At 66.6% G+C, this 18,160-nt stretch carries 18 protein-coding genes; 11 read left to right on the top strand and 7 right to left on the bottom strand.

The window, feature by feature from the left end; genetic code table 11:
* Both ubiB and ubiE read right to left on the bottom strand, forming a co-directional pair.
* Nucleotides 1-1,530: a 2-polyprenylphenol 6-hydroxylase gene (gene ubiB / locus AC1ROX_RS01065; RefSeq protein WP_493121569.1), complete on the bottom strand. Its 1,530-nt coding sequence runs from the start codon at nt 1,528-1,530 to the stop codon at nt 1-3.
* Nucleotides 1,531-2,343: a bifunctional demethylmenaquinone methyltransferase/2-methoxy-6-polyprenyl-1,4-benzoquinol methylase UbiE gene (ubiE, locus tag AC1ROX_RS01060; protein ID WP_493121568.1), complete on the bottom strand. Its 813-nt coding sequence runs from the start codon at nt 2,341-2,343 to the stop codon at nt 1,531-1,533. It abuts the gene before it with no gap.
* 25 nt (nt 2,344-2,368) lie between these two features.
* On the opposite strand from ubiE, the gene AC1ROX_RS01055 reads away from it, so the two are divergent.
* From AC1ROX_RS01055 to AC1ROX_RS01025, 7 genes are all read left to right on the top strand, one after another.
* Complete coding sequence (locus tag AC1ROX_RS01055; RefSeq protein WP_493121566.1) at nt 2,369-3,103, top strand: SDR family oxidoreductase; 735 nt, start codon at nt 2,369-2,371, stop codon at nt 3,101-3,103.
* Between the two features lie 143 nt (nt 3,104-3,246).
* Nucleotides 3,247-4,185, top strand: coding sequence for an ABC transporter permease (locus tag AC1ROX_RS01050; RefSeq protein ID WP_493121565.1), 939 nt, complete (start codon nt 3,247-3,249; stop codon nt 4,183-4,185).
* Entirely contained in the window at nt 4,182-5,066 is an 885-nt protein-coding gene (locus AC1ROX_RS01045; protein WP_493121564.1) for an ABC transporter permease, read from the top strand. The genes AC1ROX_RS01050 and AC1ROX_RS01045 overlap by 4 nt, the downstream gene beginning before the upstream one ends.
* Entirely contained in the window at nt 5,063-6,625 is a 1,563-nt protein-coding gene (locus AC1ROX_RS01040) for an ABC transporter substrate-binding protein (RefSeq protein WP_493121562.1), read from the top strand. The genes AC1ROX_RS01045 and AC1ROX_RS01040 overlap by 4 nt, the downstream gene beginning before the upstream one ends.
* A gap of 28 nt (nt 6,626-6,653) precedes the next feature.
* A complete protein-coding gene (locus AC1ROX_RS01035; RefSeq protein ID WP_493121561.1) occupies nt 6,654-8,225 on the top strand; it encodes an ABC transporter substrate-binding protein in 1,572 nt (523 codons plus the stop codon).
* Nucleotides 8,225-9,211: an ABC transporter ATP-binding protein gene (locus tag AC1ROX_RS01030; protein WP_493121559.1), complete on the top strand. Its 987-nt coding sequence runs from the start codon at nt 8,225-8,227 to the stop codon at nt 9,209-9,211. The genes AC1ROX_RS01035 and AC1ROX_RS01030 overlap by 1 nt, the downstream gene beginning before the upstream one ends.
* The gene (locus tag AC1ROX_RS01025) at nt 9,208-10,299 is read left to right on the top strand and encodes an ABC transporter ATP-binding protein (protein WP_493121558.1); all 1,092 of its coding nucleotides are present in this window, start codon (nt 9,208-9,210) and stop codon (nt 10,297-10,299) included. Before AC1ROX_RS01030 ends, AC1ROX_RS01025 begins: the two co-directional genes overlap by 4 nt.
* On the opposite strand, the gene pdxR is transcribed toward AC1ROX_RS01025, so the two are convergent.
* Nucleotides 10,219-11,787 (bottom strand): MocR-like pyridoxine biosynthesis transcription factor PdxR, encoded by a 1,569-nt coding sequence (gene pdxR / locus AC1ROX_RS01020; protein ID WP_493121556.1) that lies wholly within the window; start codon nt 11,785-11,787, stop codon nt 10,219-10,221. The genes AC1ROX_RS01025 and pdxR overlap by 81 nt on opposite strands.
* A 104-nt stretch (nt 11,788-11,891) precedes the next feature.
* On the opposite strand from pdxR, the gene AC1ROX_RS01015 reads away from it, so the two are divergent.
* Nucleotides 11,892-12,632: a pyridoxamine 5'-phosphate oxidase family protein gene (locus AC1ROX_RS01015; protein ID WP_493121555.1), complete on the top strand. Its 741-nt coding sequence runs from the start codon at nt 11,892-11,894 to the stop codon at nt 12,630-12,632.
* On the opposite strand, the gene AC1ROX_RS01010 is transcribed toward AC1ROX_RS01015, so the two are convergent.
* Nucleotides 12,605-13,564, bottom strand: coding sequence for a LysR substrate-binding domain-containing protein (locus AC1ROX_RS01010; RefSeq protein WP_493121553.1), 960 nt, complete (start codon nt 13,562-13,564; stop codon nt 12,605-12,607). The two genes, AC1ROX_RS01015 and AC1ROX_RS01010, sit on opposite strands and share 28 nt — an antisense overlap.
* A gap of 35 nt (nt 13,565-13,599) precedes the next feature.
* Here AC1ROX_RS01010 and AC1ROX_RS01005 point away from each other — a divergent pair, with 35 nt between their 5' ends.
* The gene (locus AC1ROX_RS01005) at nt 13,600-14,979 is read left to right on the top strand and encodes an MFS transporter (RefSeq protein WP_493121552.1); all 1,380 of its coding nucleotides are present in this window, start codon (nt 13,600-13,602) and stop codon (nt 14,977-14,979) included.
* On the opposite strand, the gene AC1ROX_RS01000 is transcribed toward AC1ROX_RS01005, so the two are convergent.
* Complete coding sequence (locus AC1ROX_RS01000) at nt 14,966-15,943, bottom strand: Bug family tripartite tricarboxylate transporter substrate binding protein (protein WP_493121551.1); 978 nt, start codon at nt 15,941-15,943, stop codon at nt 14,966-14,968. The two genes, AC1ROX_RS01005 and AC1ROX_RS01000, sit on opposite strands and share 14 nt — an antisense overlap.
* Nucleotides 15,944-16,115: 172 nt before the next feature.
* Between AC1ROX_RS01000 and AC1ROX_RS00995 the strand changes: the two genes are divergently transcribed.
* Both AC1ROX_RS00995 and AC1ROX_RS00990 read left to right on the top strand, forming a co-directional pair.
* Nucleotides 16,116-16,397: a type II toxin-antitoxin system ParD family antitoxin gene (locus AC1ROX_RS00995; protein WP_493121549.1), complete on the top strand. Its 282-nt coding sequence runs from the start codon at nt 16,116-16,118 to the stop codon at nt 16,395-16,397.
* Complete coding sequence (locus AC1ROX_RS00990) at nt 16,394-16,696, top strand: type II toxin-antitoxin system RelE/ParE family toxin (protein ID WP_493121548.1); 303 nt, start codon at nt 16,394-16,396, stop codon at nt 16,694-16,696. Before AC1ROX_RS00995 ends, AC1ROX_RS00990 begins: the two co-directional genes overlap by 4 nt.
* On the opposite strand, the gene AC1ROX_RS00985 is transcribed toward AC1ROX_RS00990, so the two are convergent.
* Together AC1ROX_RS00985 and AC1ROX_RS00980 are read right to left on the bottom strand one after the other, a co-directional pair.
* Nucleotides 16,687-17,091, bottom strand: coding sequence for a GFA family protein (locus tag AC1ROX_RS00985; RefSeq protein WP_493121546.1), 405 nt, complete (start codon nt 17,089-17,091; stop codon nt 16,687-16,689). The two genes, AC1ROX_RS00990 and AC1ROX_RS00985, sit on opposite strands and share 10 nt — an antisense overlap.
* A gap of 58 nt (nt 17,092-17,149) precedes the next feature.
* Nucleotides 17,150-18,112 (bottom strand): ribonucleotide-diphosphate reductase subunit beta, encoded by a 963-nt coding sequence (locus tag AC1ROX_RS00980; protein WP_230550461.1) that lies wholly within the window; start codon nt 18,110-18,112, stop codon nt 17,150-17,152.
* Nucleotides 18,113-18,160: the final 48 nt, after the last annotated feature.

The raw sequence follows: 18,160 nt of genomic DNA, 5'->3' as shown, positions 1-18,160 counted from the left end.
TCAGTGCCACCAGGCCGCGATGGCGGCGATCAGCGCGAGGACGGCCACGATCTCGGCAAAACGCGGCCTCAGGAGTCCGCCGGCCGGCGGTGGCGGCTGAAGCGCGTCGCGCTCGGCCTTGCGCCGCTCGTGCTCGGCCACGAGGTGCAGGCTGTCGATCAGGCGCGGCAGGCGGCGCAGGCCCTGGGCCAGATCGTCGACGGCGCGGCCGACGGTGGCGCGAGGGCCGAAATGGGTGACCATCCAGTCCTCGATCAGCGGCCGCGCCAGCTCCCAGATGTTGACGTCGGGATTGAGCTTGGTGCCCATGCCCTCGGCCATCAGCATGGTCTTCTGCAGCAGCAGGAGCTGCGGCTGCGCCGACATCTCGAACTGCTCGGTGACCCGCAGCATCTGGGCCAGCAGGCGGGCGATCGAGATCTGGTGGCTGGGCTTGCCGAAGATCGGCTCGCCGATCGAGCGGCAGGCCTGGGCGAAGGTTTCGAGCGATTGATCCGGCGGCACGTAGCCGGCGCGGAACTGGACCTCGGCAACGGCATGATAGTCGCGGCGCAGGAAGGCGACCAGCAGCTCGGCGAGATAGCCCCGCGTATCGGGGTCGACCCGGCCCATGATGCCGAAATCGACCGGCACGATGGTGCCCTGGCGATCGACGAAGGCATTGCCGCCATGCATGTCGGCATGGAAGAAGCCGTCGCGGAACACCTGGTAGAAGAAGGCCTCGGCGCACTTGCGCATGATCTCGTGCGGGTCGTGGCCGGCGGCGATGATGGCGTCGCGGTCGCCGATCGGGATGCCGTCGACCCGCTCCTGCGTCATCACCCGCTCGGCGGTGCGATCCCAGTCGATTTTGGGCGCGCGATAGTTGGGATCGTCGGCGAAGTTCTCGCCCAGCTCCTCGGCGGCCGCGGCCTCCATGCGCAGGTCCATCTCGACCCGCACCACGTCGGCGAAGGCGCGCACCGATTCGACCGGCTTCAGGCGGCGGAAGCGCGGCTGCGTGCGCTCGACCAGCTCGGCCATCCAGTAGAAGAGATCGAGGTCCTGTTCGAAGGCCTTTTCGATGCCGGGCCGCAGCACCTTGACCGCGACGTCGCGGCCGTCGGTCGTCACCGCGAAATGGACCTGCGCGATCGACGCCGCTGCGATCGGCACATCGTCGAAGCTTGAGAAGATGGCGTCGATCGGCTGGCCCAGCTCGGCTTCGATGATGCGGCGGGCCTCGGCGCCGGGAAACGCCGGGATATGGTCCTGCAGGCGGGCGAGATCGGCGGCCACCTCCTCGCTCAGCAGGTCGGCGCGGGTCGACAGCGCCTGGCCGAGCTTGATGAAGGACGGGCCCATGTCCTGCAGCGCCGCCGCCAGTCGCTCGCCCGGGCGGCGCGTGTCACTGCGCGGCGCGAAGAGGCGCGCCCAGGCGATCACCGCCGGCGCGATGCCCAGCGTCTCGAGCGGGAACAGCGCGTCGTGGCGCGCGAAGCTCACCGCCATGCGCAGCAGGCGCCAGCCGTTGCGGAGCGCGCGGAACATCTAGATGCGCCAGCCCTGGTGCAGGGCCACGACGCCGAGCGACATGTCGCGCCACGAGACGTTGTCGAAGCCGGCGGCCCGCATCCGCGCCGCCAGCTCGCGCTGCGGCGGGAAACGACGGATGCTCTCGTGCAGGTACCGGTAGGACTCGGCGTCCCGGGCGATGACCTTGCCGAAGAACGGCAGGGCGCGCTCGGAATAGGCATCGTAGGCGCGGCTGATCGGCGCCGAGGTGACCTTGCTGAATTCCAGGCAGTAGAACCGTCCGCCCGGCTTCAGCACGCGATAGGCGTCGCGCAGCGCCTGGTCGATGTCGGTGACGTTCCGCAGGCCGAAGGCGATCGTATAGGCATCGAACGAACGGTCCGGGAACGGCAGGTGCTCGGCATCGCCGGTCGCCCAGGTAAGCCCCCGCAGCAGCCCGCGGTCGACGGCGCGGTCGCGCCCGACTTCCAGCATCGCGGGATTGATGTCGCAGACGGTGACGTCGGGCCGCTCGCCCTGGCGGCGCAGCAGGCGGAAGGCGATGTCGCCGGTGCCGCCGGCCACGTCCAGCAGCTTCTCGCCCGGGCGCGGATTGACCACGTCGACCATGGCGTTCTTCCAGAGCCGGTGCACGCCGCCCGACATCAGGTCGTTCATCAGGTCGTAACGCGGCGCCACGCTGGCGAAGACCTCGCGCACCATGCCGGCCTTTTCGGCAGCCGGTACGTCGCGATAGCCGAAGGACGCACGACCGTCCGGGGCCAGTTCCTCGAGGGTCTGTCCCTCGGGGCGGGCTGCGCTAGGATCGTCGGAAGAGGCTCGGTCCATGGGGCCGCAACCTAGAGGAATCGCCATGCTGCTGAAAGACCGGGTCGTCCTGATCACCAACGTCGAGAAATTCGCAGGCCACGGCACCACAAGGGTCGCCCTGGCCAACGGCGCCACCGTGCTGGCCCACGATCCGTCGTTCGAGGCGCCGAGCGCACGGCGCAAGTACGAATCGGAGTTCCCGGGCGCCCATGCCCTGTCGGCGACCGAGCCGGCGACGATGGTCGAGCTGGCCTTGAAGCGGCACGGTCATATCGACGCGCTGGTGAACAACGACGCCTATCCGGCGCTGCGCGCACCGCTCGGCGAGGCCCGCATCGAGGATTTCCGCGATGCGCTGGAAATCATGGCGGTGGCGCCGTTCCGCCTGACCCAGCTCGTCGCGCCGTCGATGCGCAAGCGCAAGTCGGGCCGCATCGTGTTCGTCTCCTCGGCGGCACCTCTGCGCGGCATCGCCAACTACGCGCCCTATGTCTCGGCGCGCGCGGCGGGGAACGGTCTCGTTTCCTCGCTTGCCAAGGAACTGGGACGCGACGGCATCACGGTGAACGCGGTGGGCTCGAACTATGTCGAGAACCCCGACTACTTCCCGCCGGCGCTGCTCGCCAACAGCGAGGCGATGGCCAAGATGACGGCGCAGATTCCGCTCGGTCGTCTCGGCAAGTCGGATGAACTCGGTGCCACGATCTGCTTCCTCTGCTCCGACGGCGCCGGCTTCATCACCGGACATGTTCTACCCCATGCGGGTGGCTGGGCGTGACATCGGCAAATTTCGCATGCAGTATCGCTGCATAACGAACGCCGCGCAGGTCTGACCGAAGCAGCGGCTGCCAGGGAGAAACGTCGAGACACGCCGGGAAACCGGCGCGCTTCCCCTTGGCCGAATCGGTCCGAGGACGGCGCATGGGAAGACAGATTGTCCACCGCCTGCTGGTCTCGTTCCCCGCGCTGCTCGGGGTTCTTTTCCTGTGCTTCTGTCTGCTGCAGGTGGTGCCCGCCGATCCGGCGATGATCATCGCCGGGCCCGACGCCAAGGCCGAGACCATCGCGGCGATCCGCCTCGAGCTCGGCCTCGACCGTCCGATCCCCATCCAGTTCGCCGACTATATCGGCCGCGTGCTGCAGGGTGACCTCGGCCGCTCCATCATCTCCAACAAGATGGTGAGCGAGGAGCTGGCCCTCACCATCGGCCCGACGGTCGAGCTGATGCTGGGCGGCATGCTGATCGCCATTCCCTGCGGCCTGACCCTGGGCACGCTCGCCGCCGTGAAGCGCGGCACGCTGGTCGATCGCGCGATCATGGCCATTTCGGTCGCGGGCGTGTCGATGCCGGTCTTCTTCATCGGCCTGGTGCTGATCCAGTACATGGGCTTCCAGTGGGGCCTGTTCCCCTTCACCGGCCGCACCGGCCCGGTCTGGGACGGCGGCCTGCCGAGCCTCGTGCTGCCGGCGCTGACCCTGGGCAGCGTGCTGATCGGGCCGATCGCGCGATTGACGCGCACCGCCGTGCTCGAAGTGCTGGGCGCCGACTATGTCCGCACGGCCCGCGCCAAGGGCCTGCGCGAGACGGCGGTGATCATCCACCACGCGCTGCGCAACGCGATGATCCCGGTCGTCACCCTGATCGGCTTGCAGGCGGCGTTCCTGCTGGGCGGCGCCGTCGTCACCGAGACGATGTTCTCGTGGCCCGGCGTCGGACGGCTGGCGGTCGGCGCCATCGTCTCCAGCGATTTCCCGACGGCCCAGGGCGCGATCATGATCCTCGCGATCGCCTTCCTCTCGATCAACCTGATCGTCGACGTTCTCTACGTCTATCTCGATCCGAGGATGCAGCGGTCATGAGCGTCGAAGCCCTCAACGTTCCTGCGCGCGCCGAAGAGAATGGCGTCTTCTCCCGGTCGGGCGTCCTGCGCCGGCTGATGCGCGACAAGGTCGCCGTGGTGGCCGCCCTGCTGCTGGCCACGATCGGACTCGCCGCCATCTTCGCGCCGCTGGTCGCGCCCTACGATCCCTACCTCACCGATCTCACCAAGGTGATGCAGCCGCCCAGCGCCGAGCACTGGTTCGGCACCGACAATACCGGCCGCGATATCCTGAGCCGCGTCATCTACGGCGCGCGCAATACGCTCATGCTCGGCCTGATCGGCGTCATCTTCGGCGGTTTCCTGGGCGGCTTCCTCGGCATCCTGGCGGCCTATTACCGTCGCCTCGACGGCTGGATCATGCGCCTGGTCGACGTGATGCTGGCCTTCCCGGCGATCCTGATCGGCCTCGCGGTCGCGGCGATCTTCGGCGCCGGCCTCACCGCCGTGGTGATCGCGCTGGTGGTGGCGACCGTACCCGACGTGGCGCGCGTCGCGCGTGGTGCGGCGATCGGCATCATGAGCCAGGAATTCATGGAAGCCGGCCGCGCCGTCGGCGTCTCCGACCGGACGCTGATCTGGCGCTACCTCACCCTCAACTGCATCTCGACCATCTTCGTGTTCCTGACGCTCCGCTTCGGCCAGATCATCCTGATCGGCTCGGCGCTGGGCTTCCTCGGCATGGGCGCCCAGCCGCCGACCGCCGAACTCGGCATGATGGCGGCGCAAGGCCGCGACTTCCTGTTCATGGCGCCGCACATCGCGACGATCCCCAGCTTCGCGATCTTCGTCATCGTGCTGGCCGCCAACCTTCTGGGCGACGCACTCCGCGACGTCCTCGATCCGAGGCTGCAGACATGATCAAGCATGTGCTGAGTGCAGCGTTCGCGTTGAGTGTTGCGTATCCGGCGACGGCGCAGACCCTCAACATGATGAAGGGGATCGACGCGCCGCATTACGACGCGCAGCGCACGACATGGGGGCCGACCTCCGACATCGTCAACATGTTCCAGGATACGCTGGTGGCGCTCGACTGGGACGGCAAGACGCCGCTTCCCTATCTCGCCAAGTCGTGGACGGTGAGCCCCGACGGCAAGCTCTATACGTTCAAGCTGCGCGACGATGTGTCGTTCTGCAGCGGCAAGAAGTTCACCGCCGACGATGTCGTCTATTCCTTCAAGCGCCTGAAGAGTCCCGAGATCAAGGGTCCGTTCGCCTGGCGTGCCGGCACCATCAAGGAACTGCGCTCGCCCGATCCCTACACGGTCGAGTACGAGCTTGAGGAGCCCTTCTCCGAGCTGCTGCTGCAGCTCACCATGTTCACCAACGTGATCCACAACAAGGAGAGCGTGGAGGCGCTGGGCAAGGATTACGGCGTCAAGGGCGCCGACGGCACCGGCCCCTGGTGCTTCGAGAGCTGGCTGCCGCGCACGCAGATCACGCTGAAGCGCCACGATGCCTACAAGTGGGGCCCCTCTATGTACGCCAACAAGGGGCCGGTGAAGTTCGAGAAGCTGGTCATCAAGATCGTGCCCGAGGATTCCAGCCGGGTCGCGGCAATGATGGCCGGCCAGTTCGATATCACCCACCAGTTCCCCTCGCAGTTCATCGCCCAGGCCAAGGCCGCGCCGATGCTCGCGGTCAACGAGGCCAAGCCCAACTTCCAGCTCCTCTACTACGGCTTCAAGACCTCGCGGCCGATGGTGGCCGACAAGCGCGTGCGCGAGGCCATGAGCATCGCCATCAACCGCGCCGAGATCGCCAAGGGCGTGCTGCTGGGCAATGCCGAGCCTGCCTTCACCTTCGTCGATTCCGACGCGCTCGACTTCGATCCGAAGAGCCGCGAGATCGTGAAGGAGGATGTCGAGCGGGCGAAGAAGCTTTTAGACGAGGCCGGTTGGAAGCCGGGCGCCGACGGCATCCGCGAGAAGGACGGCGTGAAGCTTGCGCCCAAGGTCTATTACACGCAATCGAGCAATTCGGCGCGCGTCGCCGAGGCGATCCAGGGCTACATGCGCAAGATCGGCGTGGCATGGCAGCTCCAGCCGTGGGACTCGACGATCTCGTCGGTGAAGATGGCCGAGCAGGATTACGAGATCTGGTCGGTGACCGTGCCCTACCTGTCGGCCGGCGACCTGATGAACATCTACTTCGATTCCAGGAACATCCCGACACCCAACCGGATGAACTGGAAGAACGACGAAACCGACGAGACGCTGCGGCTCGGCCGCGCCGCCCTGAACGATGCCGACCGCGCCAAATACTACGCGGCGGTGCAGCAGCAGGTGACGCGCGAGCATCTCTGGATCCCGGTGCTGAACATCAACATGCACCAGGTGACAGCCAAGAAGCTGAAGGGCGTCCGCCCGCACATGATCTACCAGAACACTTTCTACAAGGGTCTCGACGCGACGCATTAACGAACAACGACAACAGAGCGAGGAAGCGATGCGTAACTTCTTGAAGGGCGTGACAGCGTTGCTTGGCGTAGTTGGCTTTTCCCAGATGGGAGAAGCGCAGACCCTGCGGATGATGAAGTCCCTCGATGCGCCGCACTACGACGGCCAGCGCACGACCTGGTCGCCGACCTCCGACATCGTGAACATGTTCCAGGACACGCTGGTGGCGATGGACTGGGACGGCAAGACGCCGATCCCGTACCTCGCCAAATCGTGGACGATCAGCCCCGACGGCAAGCTCTACACCTTCAAGCTGCGCGACGACGTCACCTTCTGCAGCGGCAAGAAGTTCACGGCCGAGGACGTGATCTATTCCTTCAAGCGGCTGACCAGCCCCGAGCTCAAGGCGCCGCTCGCCTGGCGCGCCGGCAATATCAAGGAACTTCGGGCGCCCGATCCCTACACGGTCGAATATGAGCTGAACGAACCCTTCGCCGACCTGCTGCTGCAGCTCACCATGTTCACGACGGCGATCCACAACAAGGAGAGCGTCGAGTCGCTGGGCAAGGATTACGGCACCAAGGCGATCGATGGCACAGGCCCCTGGTGCTTCGAGAGCTGGCAGCCGCGCACCGAGATCGTGCTGAAGCGGCACGATGCCTACAAATGGGGCCCTTCCATGTACGCCAACAAGGGGCCGGTGAAGTTCGAGAAGCTCAGCATCAAGATCGTGCCGGAGGATTCGAGCCGCGTCGCCGCGATGATGGGCGGGCAGTTCGACGTCACGCACCAGATCCCGCTGCAGTTCATCCAGCAGGTCAAGGCCTCGCCCAACCTCAACGTCCAGGAGGCCAAGCCCAACTTCCAGCTGATGTACTACGGCTACAAGACCACGCGCCCGATGGTGGCCGACAAGCGCGTGCGCGAGGCGATGAACATCGCCATCAACCGCGCCGATATCACCAAGGGCATCATGCTGGGCAACGCGGAACCTGCCTACACCTTCATCGATCCCAAGACGCTCGACTTCGCGGAATCCACGAAGAGCATCATCAAGGAGGATGTCGAACGGGCGAAAAAGCTGCTCGACGAGGCCGGCTGGAAGGTCGGCGCCGACGGCATCCGTGAGAAGGACGGCATGAGGCTCGCGCCCAAGGTCCTGTTCACCCAGGTTGCCTACTTCCCGCGCGTCTCCGAAGCGATCCAGGGCTACATGCGCAAGATCGGCGTCGACTGGAAGATCGTGGGCTACGATTCGACGATCGCACCGGCGGAGATGGGCAAGCAGGACTTCGAGCTGTGGACGGTGACCTTCCCCTACATCTCGTCCGGCGACCTGCTGAACTTCTACTTCGATTCCAAGAACATGCCGGCACCCAACCGCATGAACTGGAACGACGCCAAGACCGACGAGTACCTGAAGATGGGCCGCGCCTCGATCACCGACGCCGACCGCGCCAAATACTATGCGCTGGCCCAGCAGCGGGTGACCGAGGAGCATCTCTGGATGCCGGTCATGAACATCGCGATGTACACGACCAGCCTCAAGAAGCTGAAGGGCGTGCGGCCGCACATGCTCTACCAGAACACCTTCTACAAGGGCTTGGACTACTCCTTCTGATGGAAAAGCTCCTAGAAGTCCGCGGTCTCCGCACCCACTTCCACACCGACCGCGGCCTCTTCCGCGCGGTCGACGGCATCGACTTTTCCGTCGGTCGCGGCCGCACCGTCGGGCTGGTCGGCGAATCCGGCTGCGGCAAGAGCGTGACCTCGCTCTCCGTCATGGGCCTGGTGGCGAGCCCGCCCGGCCAGGTCGAGGCCGATGCGATCCTGTTCGAAGGCCGGGACGTCCTCGGCTTGTCGGCCGACGAACGCCGTCGCCTGCGCGGCGGCAAGATGTCGATGATCTTCCAGGAGCCGATGACCTCGCTCAATCCGGTGCACACGATCGGCCAGCAGATCGTCGAGGCGATTCTGGCGCACACGCAGCTCTCGCCGCAGGCCGCCAAGGCCCGCGCGATCGAAATGCTCGAGCTGGTGCGCATCCCCTCGGCCAAGCAGCGCGTCGACGATTATCCGCATCTCCTGTCCGGCGGCATGCGCCAGAGGGTCATGATCGCCATGGCGCTGTCCTGCGAGCCGGCACTGCTGATTGCCGACGAGCCGACGACGGCGCTCGACGTCACCATCCAGGCACAGATCCTCGACCTGCTGCAGGACCTGCAGCGGCGGCTCGGCATGGCCATGCTGATCATCACCCACGATCTCGGCGTCATCGCCGAGATCGCCGACGAGGTGGTGGTGATGTACGCTGGCAAGATCGTCGAAAGCGCGCCGGTCGATGCGCTGTTCGCCGATCCGAAGCATCCCTACACGATCGGCCTGCTGGGCTCGATCCCGCGAATCGAGGTCGATCGCGAGCGCCTCTCGACCATCGAGGGTTCGGTGCCGAGCCCCAACAACCAGCCCAAGGGCTGCCGCTTCGCGCCGCGCTGCCCCTTCGCCGATCCGCGCTGCCATGTCGAGCCGCCACCGCTGCGCGATCTCGGACCGGAACATCGCGTGGCCTGCTGGAAGGCGCCCGTCGAACTGGCGAGGGCCGCATGAGTATCGCTGCAGCAACAGCAACGCCCGTCCTCCAGGTCGACGGACTGGTGAAGCACTTCCCGGTGAGCCGCGGCCTGATCCGCCGCAAGGTGATCGGCATGGTGCGCGCCGTCGAAGGCGTGAGCTTCGAGATCGCGCGCGGCGAGACCCTGGCGCTGGTCGGCGAATCGGGCTGCGGCAAGTCGACGACCGGCCGCCTCGTGCTGCGCCTGATGGACCCGACCGCGGGCTCGGTGCGTTTCAAGGGCGAGGAGATCGCCACGCTCGACAAGCAGTCGCTGCGCCGCCTGCGCCGCCACATGCAGATCATCTTCCAGGACCCCTATGCGTCGCTCAACCCGCGCATGACGGTGGGCGAGATCCTGGCCGAGCCGATGGCGGTGCACGACCTCCACACCGAGGCCGAGCGCGCGACACGGGTCAAGGACCTGCTCGATGTAGTCGGCCTGCTGCCCGAACACGCGCGACGCTATCCGCACCAATTTTCGGGCGGCCAGCGCCAGCGCATCGGCATCGCCCGCGCGCTGGCGGTCAATCCCGACCTCATCATCTGCGACGAACCGGTCTCGGCGCTCGACGTGTCGATCCAGGCGCAGATCGTGAACCTGCTGCAGAACCTGCAGCAGCGCTTCGGCCTCTCCTATCTCTTCATCGCCCACGATCTCGCCGTGGTGAAGCACATCAGCGACCGGGTGGCGGTGATGTATCTCGGCCAGCTCGTCGAGATCGCAGCCAAGCGCGACCTCTACGACCGGCCGCTGCACCCCTACACGCAGGCGCTGCTGTCGGCGATCCCGCGCCCCGATCCCAGCGTGCGCAAGGAGCGCGTGCTGCTGGCCGGCGACGTGCCCAGCCCCTTCGCCCCGCCGCCGGGCTGCCGCTTCCACACGCGCTGCATCCACGCCCAGCCGCGCTGCAGGCAGGAGCAGCCGGAGCTGCGCGACGCCGGCAATGGCCATCGCGTGGCCTGCCATTTCTACGACACGCTGCCCAAGCCCGCGGCCGCCTCAACGGCGAGTTCTTCCCTTGGCAAGCTTCCCGAACGCCTCGCGGCCTTCGAGGCGGCGAAGGCGGCGCAGGTCGGCTGACACCACATCGCGCAGCTTGAGGAGCGCACGCTCGATCTCCGGCTCGGGTGTTCCGGCGTAACCCAGGATGAGGCCATGCTGCTGCGCCTTTCCGGCGTAGCAGGTCGAAAGCGGCTGGACGATCAGGCCTTCGGCCGCTGCGGCCGCGGTCACGGCAACATCGTCGAAGCGCGGCGCGAGTTTGGGCGTCGGCCTCGCGATCACATGCATGCCGCCAGGGTCGGGCGCCACGGTGAGCAAGCCATCGAGATGCTTCGCCGCAGCCTGCAGCAGTGTTTCGCGGCGGCCGGCGTAGAGCTGCCGCGTACGGCGCAGGTGGGTGGCGAAGTGTCCTTCGGCGATGAAGCGCGCCAGCGCGCCCTGCCCCAGCAGCGGCGCGCGCACCGAGACGCGATCCATGATCCGTTCGGTGGCCTCGACCAGCGAGGCCGGCAGAATGAGGAAACTGAGCCGAAGTGCCGGGAAGAGCAGCTTGGAAAAGCTGCTGAAATAGGCGACACGACCGGCGCGATCGAGGGTGCGCAGCGGCGCCAACGGCCGGCCGCTGTAGCGATACTCGCCGTCGAAATCGTCCTCGGCGATCCAGCCCTTGGTGCGCTCGGCCCAGTTCAGGAGTTCGAGCCTGCGCTGCAGGCTGAGCACGGTGCCGAGCGGGAAATGATGCGCGGGTGCCACGGCGGCGAGCCGTGCATCGGGCGCCAATGCTTGCGCGGCCTCGGGCGAGAAGCCTGACTCGTCGATGGTGACGGGGACGGCGTTGACACCCGCCGTCGCCAGTGCCTCGCGCACGCCGACGAAGCCCGGCTCCTCGATCCAGGCCGTGTCGCCGGCATCGAGCACGACCTCGGCGAACAACGAGAGTCCGTGGCGGATACCGGTCGTGACGACGACAGATCCGGGATCGCAGGTGAAGCCGCGCGCCACGCCGAGATAGGTCGCGATCGCCTCGCGCAGGCCCGCATGGCCGAACGGATGGACGGCGCTCGCCGCCTCGATGCCGGGCCGCCGCCATTCGCGCTCCAGCAGCTTGGCCCATAGGGCGAAGGGAAAGGCCTCGCGATCGGGCTGGCCGGTGGGAAAGGCCAAAGGCGGTCCGGCGGGAACGGGCGATGGGGTCTCAGCCAGCAGCGCCCGTGTCCGGCGCGCGACAGCGGGCTTGGCGAAAGCCTGTCCCTGTCGCGGCGTGCCGGTGTGCGGCACGGTCAGCATCTCGTCGGGCAGGTTGGCCGCGACCGACATCGCCGAGCCCGCCTGGCTCACGACATAGCCCTCGGCGACGAGCTGATCGAAAGCCAGCACCACCGTGCCGCGCGCGCAGTCGAAATCCTGGGCCATCTGGCGCGACGAGGGCAGTCGCGTGCCGGGCTTCAGCCGCCCGTCGAGGATGGCGCGTCGCATCTGCTCGCCGATCTGACGATGCAGCGGCTCGGGCGAGGAAGGATCGAGCGCCAGGCCAAGCGGCGGGGCGCGGCGAGGGCGCGACTTCAACTGGTCCAGTCTCTTTCCGCCAAACTGGCTCTTTCACCTGATCCGTATCGCGACGATGGTCTTCCCGCAAGCAACCCCATTCCCGGTGCGCCAAAGGTCACGTCATGAGCCCTCCCGATTCGATCTCTCCTCCGCCCGACAGCTATCCCGTCACCAACGTGAACAAGGTGAAGCGCGTCCACGAGCGCGGTCGCTACGACAAGGAAACCGTTCACGCGATCCTGGATGCGGCCCTGGTCTGCCACATCGCCTATGTGATCGACGGCCGGCCCTACTGCACGCCGACCTCCTTCTGGCGCGAGGGCAGCCACCTCTACTGGCACGGCTCCTCGGCGAGCCGCATGATCCGCAGCCAGAAGGAAGGCGTCGACGTCTGCCTGACCGTCACGCATCTCGATGCGCTGGTGATGGCGCGTTCGGGCTTCCACCATTCGGTGAACTATCGCGCCGTCATGGCCTTCGGTAAGGCGCATGTGATCGACGATCCGGAAGAGAAGCTGAAGCTGATGGACCGCTTCATCGACCGCATCTATCCCGGCCGCTCCAAGCTCATTCGCCAGCCGAACAAGCAGGAGTTCAAGGCGACCACCATGATCGGCATGGAGATGGAGATGGTGTCGGGCAAGATTCGCGACAAGCATGTCGCGGACGAGGAGGAAGACTACGAGGGCGTCCCCGCCTGGTCGGCGCTGTATCCGGTCACCCAGGTGATCGGCGAACCGTCGGACTGCGCACGCCAGCTGCCGGGCCTGACGCGACCGGACGAGATGTCCGACTTCGTTCCCGGCGCGCGCCTCGATGAGGTGATGAGCAAGGCCTACAAGCGGACCTTCGGCGAGGGCTGAGCCGCGCGGCGGCCGGTGGTCCTTTCGGCCTCCGCGACCGCCCACTTCACGAACCGGCGCACGCGCTCGTCGCCCGTCAGGGCGGCGGGCCAGCGCACGATATGGGCCTTGCTCGACGGCATGTCCCAGAAGGACGGCAGCACGCGCACCAGCCGCCCGTCCTTCAGCGCATCGTGCACCAGCAGCGAGCGCGCCATGACGACGCCCGCGCCCTGCAATGCCGCGCTGATCGCGGTGTGGATGTTGCCGAAGCGCAGGGCCGCAGCCGGCGGCTTGCCGGCAATGCCCAGCCGTTCGAACCAGACGGGCCACGACCATTCCGCGCCCTGGCCGCGGCCGGGCGTGCCCTTGTGCAGCAGGGGCAGCGTCGCCAGTGCCTTCGGATCGCGCAGCTTCTTGCCGCCGGGCAGCAAGCCGGGAACGCAGACGGGAAAGACCTGCTCCTGGAACAGCAGCCGCTGCGTCGAGGAGGAGCGCGCCGTCGCCGTGGGCTGCCACAGGATATGGACGTCGATCTCGGGTGTTCGGAGCTCGGCCTCGCTCTCCACGATGGTGAGTTCGACTTCCAGGCCGGCATTCGCTTCAGCAAACGCCGGCAGACGTCGCACCAGCCAGTAGTCGGCGAGCGCCGCGCCCACACCCACCCTGAGCCCTGACGGCAGGGCGACCGCGCGACAGCGCGCACGCAAGCCCGAGAGGCCGTCGAGCAGATCGGCAAGGCCGGTCGCGAGTGCTGTCCCGGCCGGTGTCGCGCTCAGGCCGGTGCTCGAGCGATTGAGCAAGGGCGCGCCGACATAGGCTTCGAGCCGGCGCAGCCGGTGGCTGACCGCGCTCTGCGTCATGCCGAGTTCAGCCGCCGCCCGCGTCATGCTGCGATGGCGGAGCGCGGTGTCGAAGGCGACCAGGGCGTCGAAGGGCGGCAGCGAGCGCATTTATGGCATCATGAACCATATTCATGTCGAAGTGAATGCTTGGCGCTCGGGTCCGCGCGCGCGAGACGGCATCACTGGGCGCCATGAACAGCTTCCGGCGCACCCCTGCCCTCGCCCTCTCCTTCGCGGGCTTCCTCACCCAGCTCGACGTCACCGCCGTCATCGTCGCGCTGCCGACCATCGGCGACGATCTCGGCTTCGGCCTCGCGGCCTATGCCTGGACGATGGATGCCTACAGCCTGGCTTTCACCGCCACCCTGCTCGCCTCCGGCGCGCTGGCCGACCGGTACGGGCGGCGGCGCGCGCTGCTGGCCGGCAATGCATTGTTCGCCGTGGCATCGCTGGCCTGCGGCCTGGCCTGGGACGGCCCGAGCCTATGGGCCGCGCGCGTCGCCCAGGGACTCGGCGCTGCGTTCGTGATCACCGGCTCGATCGCGCTGACCGCCAGCGCCTATCCTGATCCGGCGGATCGCGCGCGGGCCTTCGGCCTCGCGGGCATCGTGTCGGGCGCTGCGATGGCACTCGGCCCGACGCTTGGAGGCATAGTCGCCGCCTGGTTCGGCTGGCGCTGGATCTTCCTCGCCAACCTTCCCTTCTGCCTGCTGGCCGCCTGGATCGTGCCGCGTCTCGTTGCCGAGGAACGCGCCGCCGGGTCGCGGCCGCTCGATCCCGTGGGCATCGCCCTGCTCACCCTGGCGCTCGGCATCGCCATCGAAACGCTGCTGGCCGGCCGCACTGTGGCGCACATCGTCCTCGGCACGGGCGCGAGCCTCGTCTGCGGCGTTCTGTTCATCGTGCAGCAGAGGCGCCGGCCGCAGCCGGTCCTCGATCCCGCACTGCTGACACAGCCCGCGATGATCGCCGTTGCCCTGCTGCTGATCACCGTGTCGATCGGCTACTGGGCCGTGCTGGTCTACCTGCCGCTGTTCCTGACGGCGGCCTTCGGACTTTCCACGGCGCAGGCCGGCGTCGCGATGCTCGCCGCGACCGTACCGATGGTTTTCCTGCCGCCGCTCGCCGGCCGCCTGGCCACGCGCTGGGGATGGCGAACCCTCTTCACCTGCGGCCTCGTAACGATCGCCGCCGGCGACCTCGCTTTGGCGCTGCAGCCCACATGGATCATGGTGCTCCTCGGCATGGCCGTGATCGCGACGGGCACGGCGCTCGTGCAGTCGCAGCTCTCGGGCGCGGTCGTGACCCTGGCGCCGCCAGCGCAAGCGGGCATGGCCTCGGCGCTCACCATCGTGATGCGCCAGGGCGGCTTCGCGCTTGGGATCGCAGTCCTGGGCGCGGCACTTGGATCGGAACAGGCGGCGAGCGACTACACCCGGGTGTTCCTGCTTGCGGCCGCCGCGTCCGGAGTGGGTGCCGCGGCGGCGCTCCTGCTTCTGCCGGCCGGTGCTACTCGGCCTTGATGCCGGCGGCCTGGATCACCTTCGCCCACTTCACGGTCGCATCGCCAAGGACCTTCCCGAACTCCGCGGGCGTGCCGCCCATCACCGTGCCGCCCAGCTCGACGATGCGGGTCTTGAGCTTGTCGCTGGAGAGGCCGGCATTCAGCTCCTTGTTCAGCAGGTTGATGATCTCGACCGGCGTGCCCTTGGGCACGCCGATGCCGGCGAAGCCGCTGGCCTCGTATCCCGGCACGAAGTCCGCCACCGGCGGAATATCCGGCAGCACGTCGAGACGCGTCGTGGTCGTCACCGCCAAAGCGCGCAGCTTGCCGGCCTTGACCTGCTGGATCGACTCCGACAGCGGCGCGAAGATCACCTGCACGTGGTTGCTGATCAGATCGGCGACCGCCGGCGCGCCGCCCTTGTAGGGGACATGGACCAGGTTCACGCCGGTCATCATCTTGAAGAGTTCGCAGGCGATGTTCTGCGGCGTGCCCTGGCCCGCCGATCCGTAGTTGATCTTGCCCGGGTTGGCTTTGGCGTAGGCGATGAACTCGGGCAGCGTGTTCGCGGGCACCGACGGGTTCACCACGACGAGGTAAGCCAGCCGCGCCGAATAGATGACCGGCGAGATGTCGCGCATGAAGTCGAAGCTGAGGTTGGAATAGAGCGCGGCATTGATCGCATGCGGCGTCACGACCTGCAGCAGCGTGTAGCCGTCGGGTGCTGCCTTGGCGACGGTCTCGGTGCCGATGTTGCCGCTGGCGCCGGGCTTGTTCTCGACGATGAACTGCTGCCCGAGACGCTCGGTCAGCCATTCGCCCATCAGGCGCCCCTGGATGTCGGTCGCGCCGCCGGCGGGAAAGCCGACGACGATGCGGGCGGTTCGCGATGGATAGGCTTGCGCCCGTGCCATGCCGGGCACGAACGGCAAGGCGGCGGCACCCACAGCGAGATGCGCCAATGAACGACGACGAATTATCATGGTTGTTGCCTCCACGGTTTCATTACGACGCGTATACGCAACGCAACTGACGCTCGGCGGAGGAAGCCTACATCGGTCTTGTGGGGAGGCGGAAGGGAGCAAAGCGGCCAATAAGTTGACTCTCCCGCCAACGTTCGAGAGGGGGTATGATCAAGTCATACCGGAGAACAGAATGAGCAGAGTTTCGAAGCGGACCTTCAGCCTGCCAACCGAACAGGCCGCCTATATCGACGCGAAGGTCGAATCAGGCGCCTATGCGTCCAGCTCCGAGGTCATCCGAGCCGGTCTGCGTGCACTGCAAGAACGCGATGCTGCCGTTGAACGATGGCTGCAGGACGAAGTCGTCCCAGTCTATGACGCGATGAAGGCGAATCCGGAGCGCAAGGTTTCGGCCAAGTCGGTCCTTTCCGAAGCGCGCACGCGCTACAGCGCTAAGCGCAAGGCTCGTCGTTGAAAAGACGTACCGTCGCCTTCGCACCCGAGGCAAGAGACGATCTTATCAAGCTGGGCGATTGGATCACCGAACGAGCAGGCGCCCAGGTAGCGCTGAACTACATCGAGCGCGTAATGGCCTATTGCGCGGATTTCGAGACGAGTGGCGAGCGAGGCCAGAGACGTGACGATCTGCGACCCGGCTTGCGGGTGGTCGGCTTCGAACGACGGATCGCGATCGCCTTCACCGTCTCCTCAGCAGAGGTGACGATCCTTCGCTTCTATTACGGCGGCCAGAACTGGGCGAGGCCTCAGAGATAGCCGCCGTGCTTGGGCTGTTCCATCCAGTTGTTGTGGCGGCCGTCCATGGTGCGCACGGGAAGGCGCCCGAGCTCCTCGGGGCTGAGATCGTCGATGGCGGCGACACTGATCGAGACGAAGGCGCCGCCCAGTTCCTTCACGTCGCCATCACCGAAAGCGGTGACGCCGCAGTTCCGGCAGAAGCGATGGTGGCCCTGGAGGGTGGCGAACTGGTAGTCGCCGAGATCGTCCTTGCCGGACAGGAGACGGAACGCATCGGGCTTCACCGAGACGTTCCAGGCCCGCTTCTTCGAGCACATGGTGCAATTGCACCGGCCGGTGCCCTTGTCGAAGTCGATGTCCGCCTCGAAGCGGACCCGGCCGCAGTGACACGAGCCGTGATAGGTCTTCACCATCGCGCAACCCTCCTCCGCCGACGCCAAGTCATAAATGACGGCGGCGGGAAGAGGTTGCCTAGCTGAACGCCTCTTCCCAGGTGCCGCGCGTCGACGCCTTGGAGTATTCGGTCGAGCGGTTCTCGAAGAAGTTGGTGTGCTCGATGGCGTTCAGCATCTGGTCCATCCACGGCAGCGGGTTCTTGGCGTCCGCGCGGTAGATGGGCTGCAGGCTGAGCTGCGTGAGGCGACGATCGGCGATGTAGCGGATGTAGCGCTTCACATCGACGGCGGTCATGCCCTCGATGCCGCCCAGCTCGAAGGCGAGATCGATGAAGGCGTCCTCATGGTCGACGATGGTCGAGCAGGCGACGTAGATCTCGCGCTGCAGCTCCTCGGTCCAGATCTCCGGGTTCTCCTGGATGAAGGTGCGGAACAGCTTGACCATCGAGTTGCAGTGCAGCGTCTCGTCGCGCACCGACCAGGTCACGATCTGGCCCATGCCCTTCATCTTGTTGAAGCGCGGGAAGTTCATCAGCATGGCGAAGCTGGCGAACAGCTGCAGGCCCTCGGTGAAGGCGCCGAACACGGCCAGCGTCTTGGCGATGTCGGCCTTCGAATCGACGTTGAAGCCCTGCATGTAGTCGTACTTGTCCTTCATCTCCTTGACGGTGAGGAAGACGGAGTACTCGGTCTCGGGCATGCCGATCGTGTCGAGCAGGTGGCTGTAGGCGGCAACGTGCACCGTCTCCATCGCCGAGAAGGCAGCCAGCATCATCTGCACTTCGGTCGGCTTGAAGACGCGGGAGTAGTGCCGCATGTAGCAGTTGTTCACCTCGACATCGGCCTGGGTGAAGAAGCGGAAGATCTGCGTCAGCAGGTGGCGCTCGCTGTCCGTCAGCTTGTTGCGCCAGTCCTTGACGTCGTCGGCCAGCGGCACTTCCTCGGGCAGCCAGTGGATGCGCTGCTGCGTCAGCCAGGCGTCATAGGCCCAGGGATAGTGGAACGGCTTGTAGATCGGCTTGGCGTCGAGGAGTGACATGGCGCGAATGTCCAATATGTCGGGCGAATGAATGGGGTCGCTTGAAAA

Source organism: Reyranella sp. GW821-FHT14A01 (assembly GCF_058803965.1).
The sequence above is the reverse complement of the archived record's forward strand: the minus strand, read 5'-3'. Positions and strand labels throughout refer to the sequence as shown.

What these genes read in the sequence shown, in the direction of transcription:
- ubiB (WP_493121569.1), bottom strand. Translation starts at nt 1,530, where the DNA reads ATGTTCCGCGCGCTCCGCAACGGCTGGCGCCTGCTGCGCATGGCGGTG.
- ubiE (WP_493121568.1), bottom strand. Translation starts at nt 2,343, where the DNA reads ATGGACCGAGCCTCTTCCGACGATCCTAGCGCAGCCCGCCCCGAGGGA.
- AC1ROX_RS01055 (WP_493121566.1), top strand. Translation starts at nt 2,369, where the DNA reads ATGCTGCTGAAAGACCGGGTCGTCCTGATCACCAACGTCGAGAAATTC.
- AC1ROX_RS01050 (WP_493121565.1), top strand. Translation starts at nt 3,247, where the DNA reads ATGGGAAGACAGATTGTCCACCGCCTGCTGGTCTCGTTCCCCGCGCTG.
- AC1ROX_RS01045 (WP_493121564.1), top strand. Translation starts at nt 4,182, where the DNA reads ATGAGCGTCGAAGCCCTCAACGTTCCTGCGCGCGCCGAAGAGAATGGC.
- AC1ROX_RS01040 (WP_493121562.1), top strand. Translation starts at nt 5,063, where the DNA reads ATGATCAAGCATGTGCTGAGTGCAGCGTTCGCGTTGAGTGTTGCGTAT.
- AC1ROX_RS01035 (WP_493121561.1), top strand. Translation starts at nt 6,654, where the DNA reads ATGCGTAACTTCTTGAAGGGCGTGACAGCGTTGCTTGGCGTAGTTGGC.
- AC1ROX_RS01030 (WP_493121559.1), top strand. Translation starts at nt 8,225, where the DNA reads ATGGAAAAGCTCCTAGAAGTCCGCGGTCTCCGCACCCACTTCCACACC.
- AC1ROX_RS01025 (WP_493121558.1), top strand. Translation starts at nt 9,208, where the DNA reads ATGAGTATCGCTGCAGCAACAGCAACGCCCGTCCTCCAGGTCGACGGA.
- AC1ROX_RS01015 (WP_493121555.1), top strand. Translation starts at nt 11,892, where the DNA reads ATGAGCCCTCCCGATTCGATCTCTCCTCCGCCCGACAGCTATCCCGTC.
- AC1ROX_RS01010 (WP_493121553.1), bottom strand. Translation starts at nt 13,564, where the DNA reads ATGCGCTCGCTGCCGCCCTTCGACGCCCTGGTCGCCTTCGACACCGCG.
- AC1ROX_RS01005 (WP_493121552.1), top strand. Translation starts at nt 13,600, where the DNA reads ATGCTTGGCGCTCGGGTCCGCGCGCGCGAGACGGCATCACTGGGCGCC.
- AC1ROX_RS01000 (WP_493121551.1), bottom strand. Translation starts at nt 15,943, where the DNA reads ATGATAATTCGTCGTCGTTCATTGGCGCATCTCGCTGTGGGTGCCGCC.
- AC1ROX_RS00995 (WP_493121549.1), top strand. Translation starts at nt 16,116, where the DNA reads ATGAGCAGAGTTTCGAAGCGGACCTTCAGCCTGCCAACCGAACAGGCC.
- AC1ROX_RS00985 (WP_493121546.1), bottom strand. Translation starts at nt 17,091, where the DNA reads ATGGTGAAGACCTATCACGGCTCGTGTCACTGCGGCCGGGTCCGCTTC.
- AC1ROX_RS00980 (WP_230550461.1), bottom strand. Translation starts at nt 18,112, where the DNA reads ATGTCACTCCTCGACGCCAAGCCGATCTACAAGCCGTTCCACTATCCC.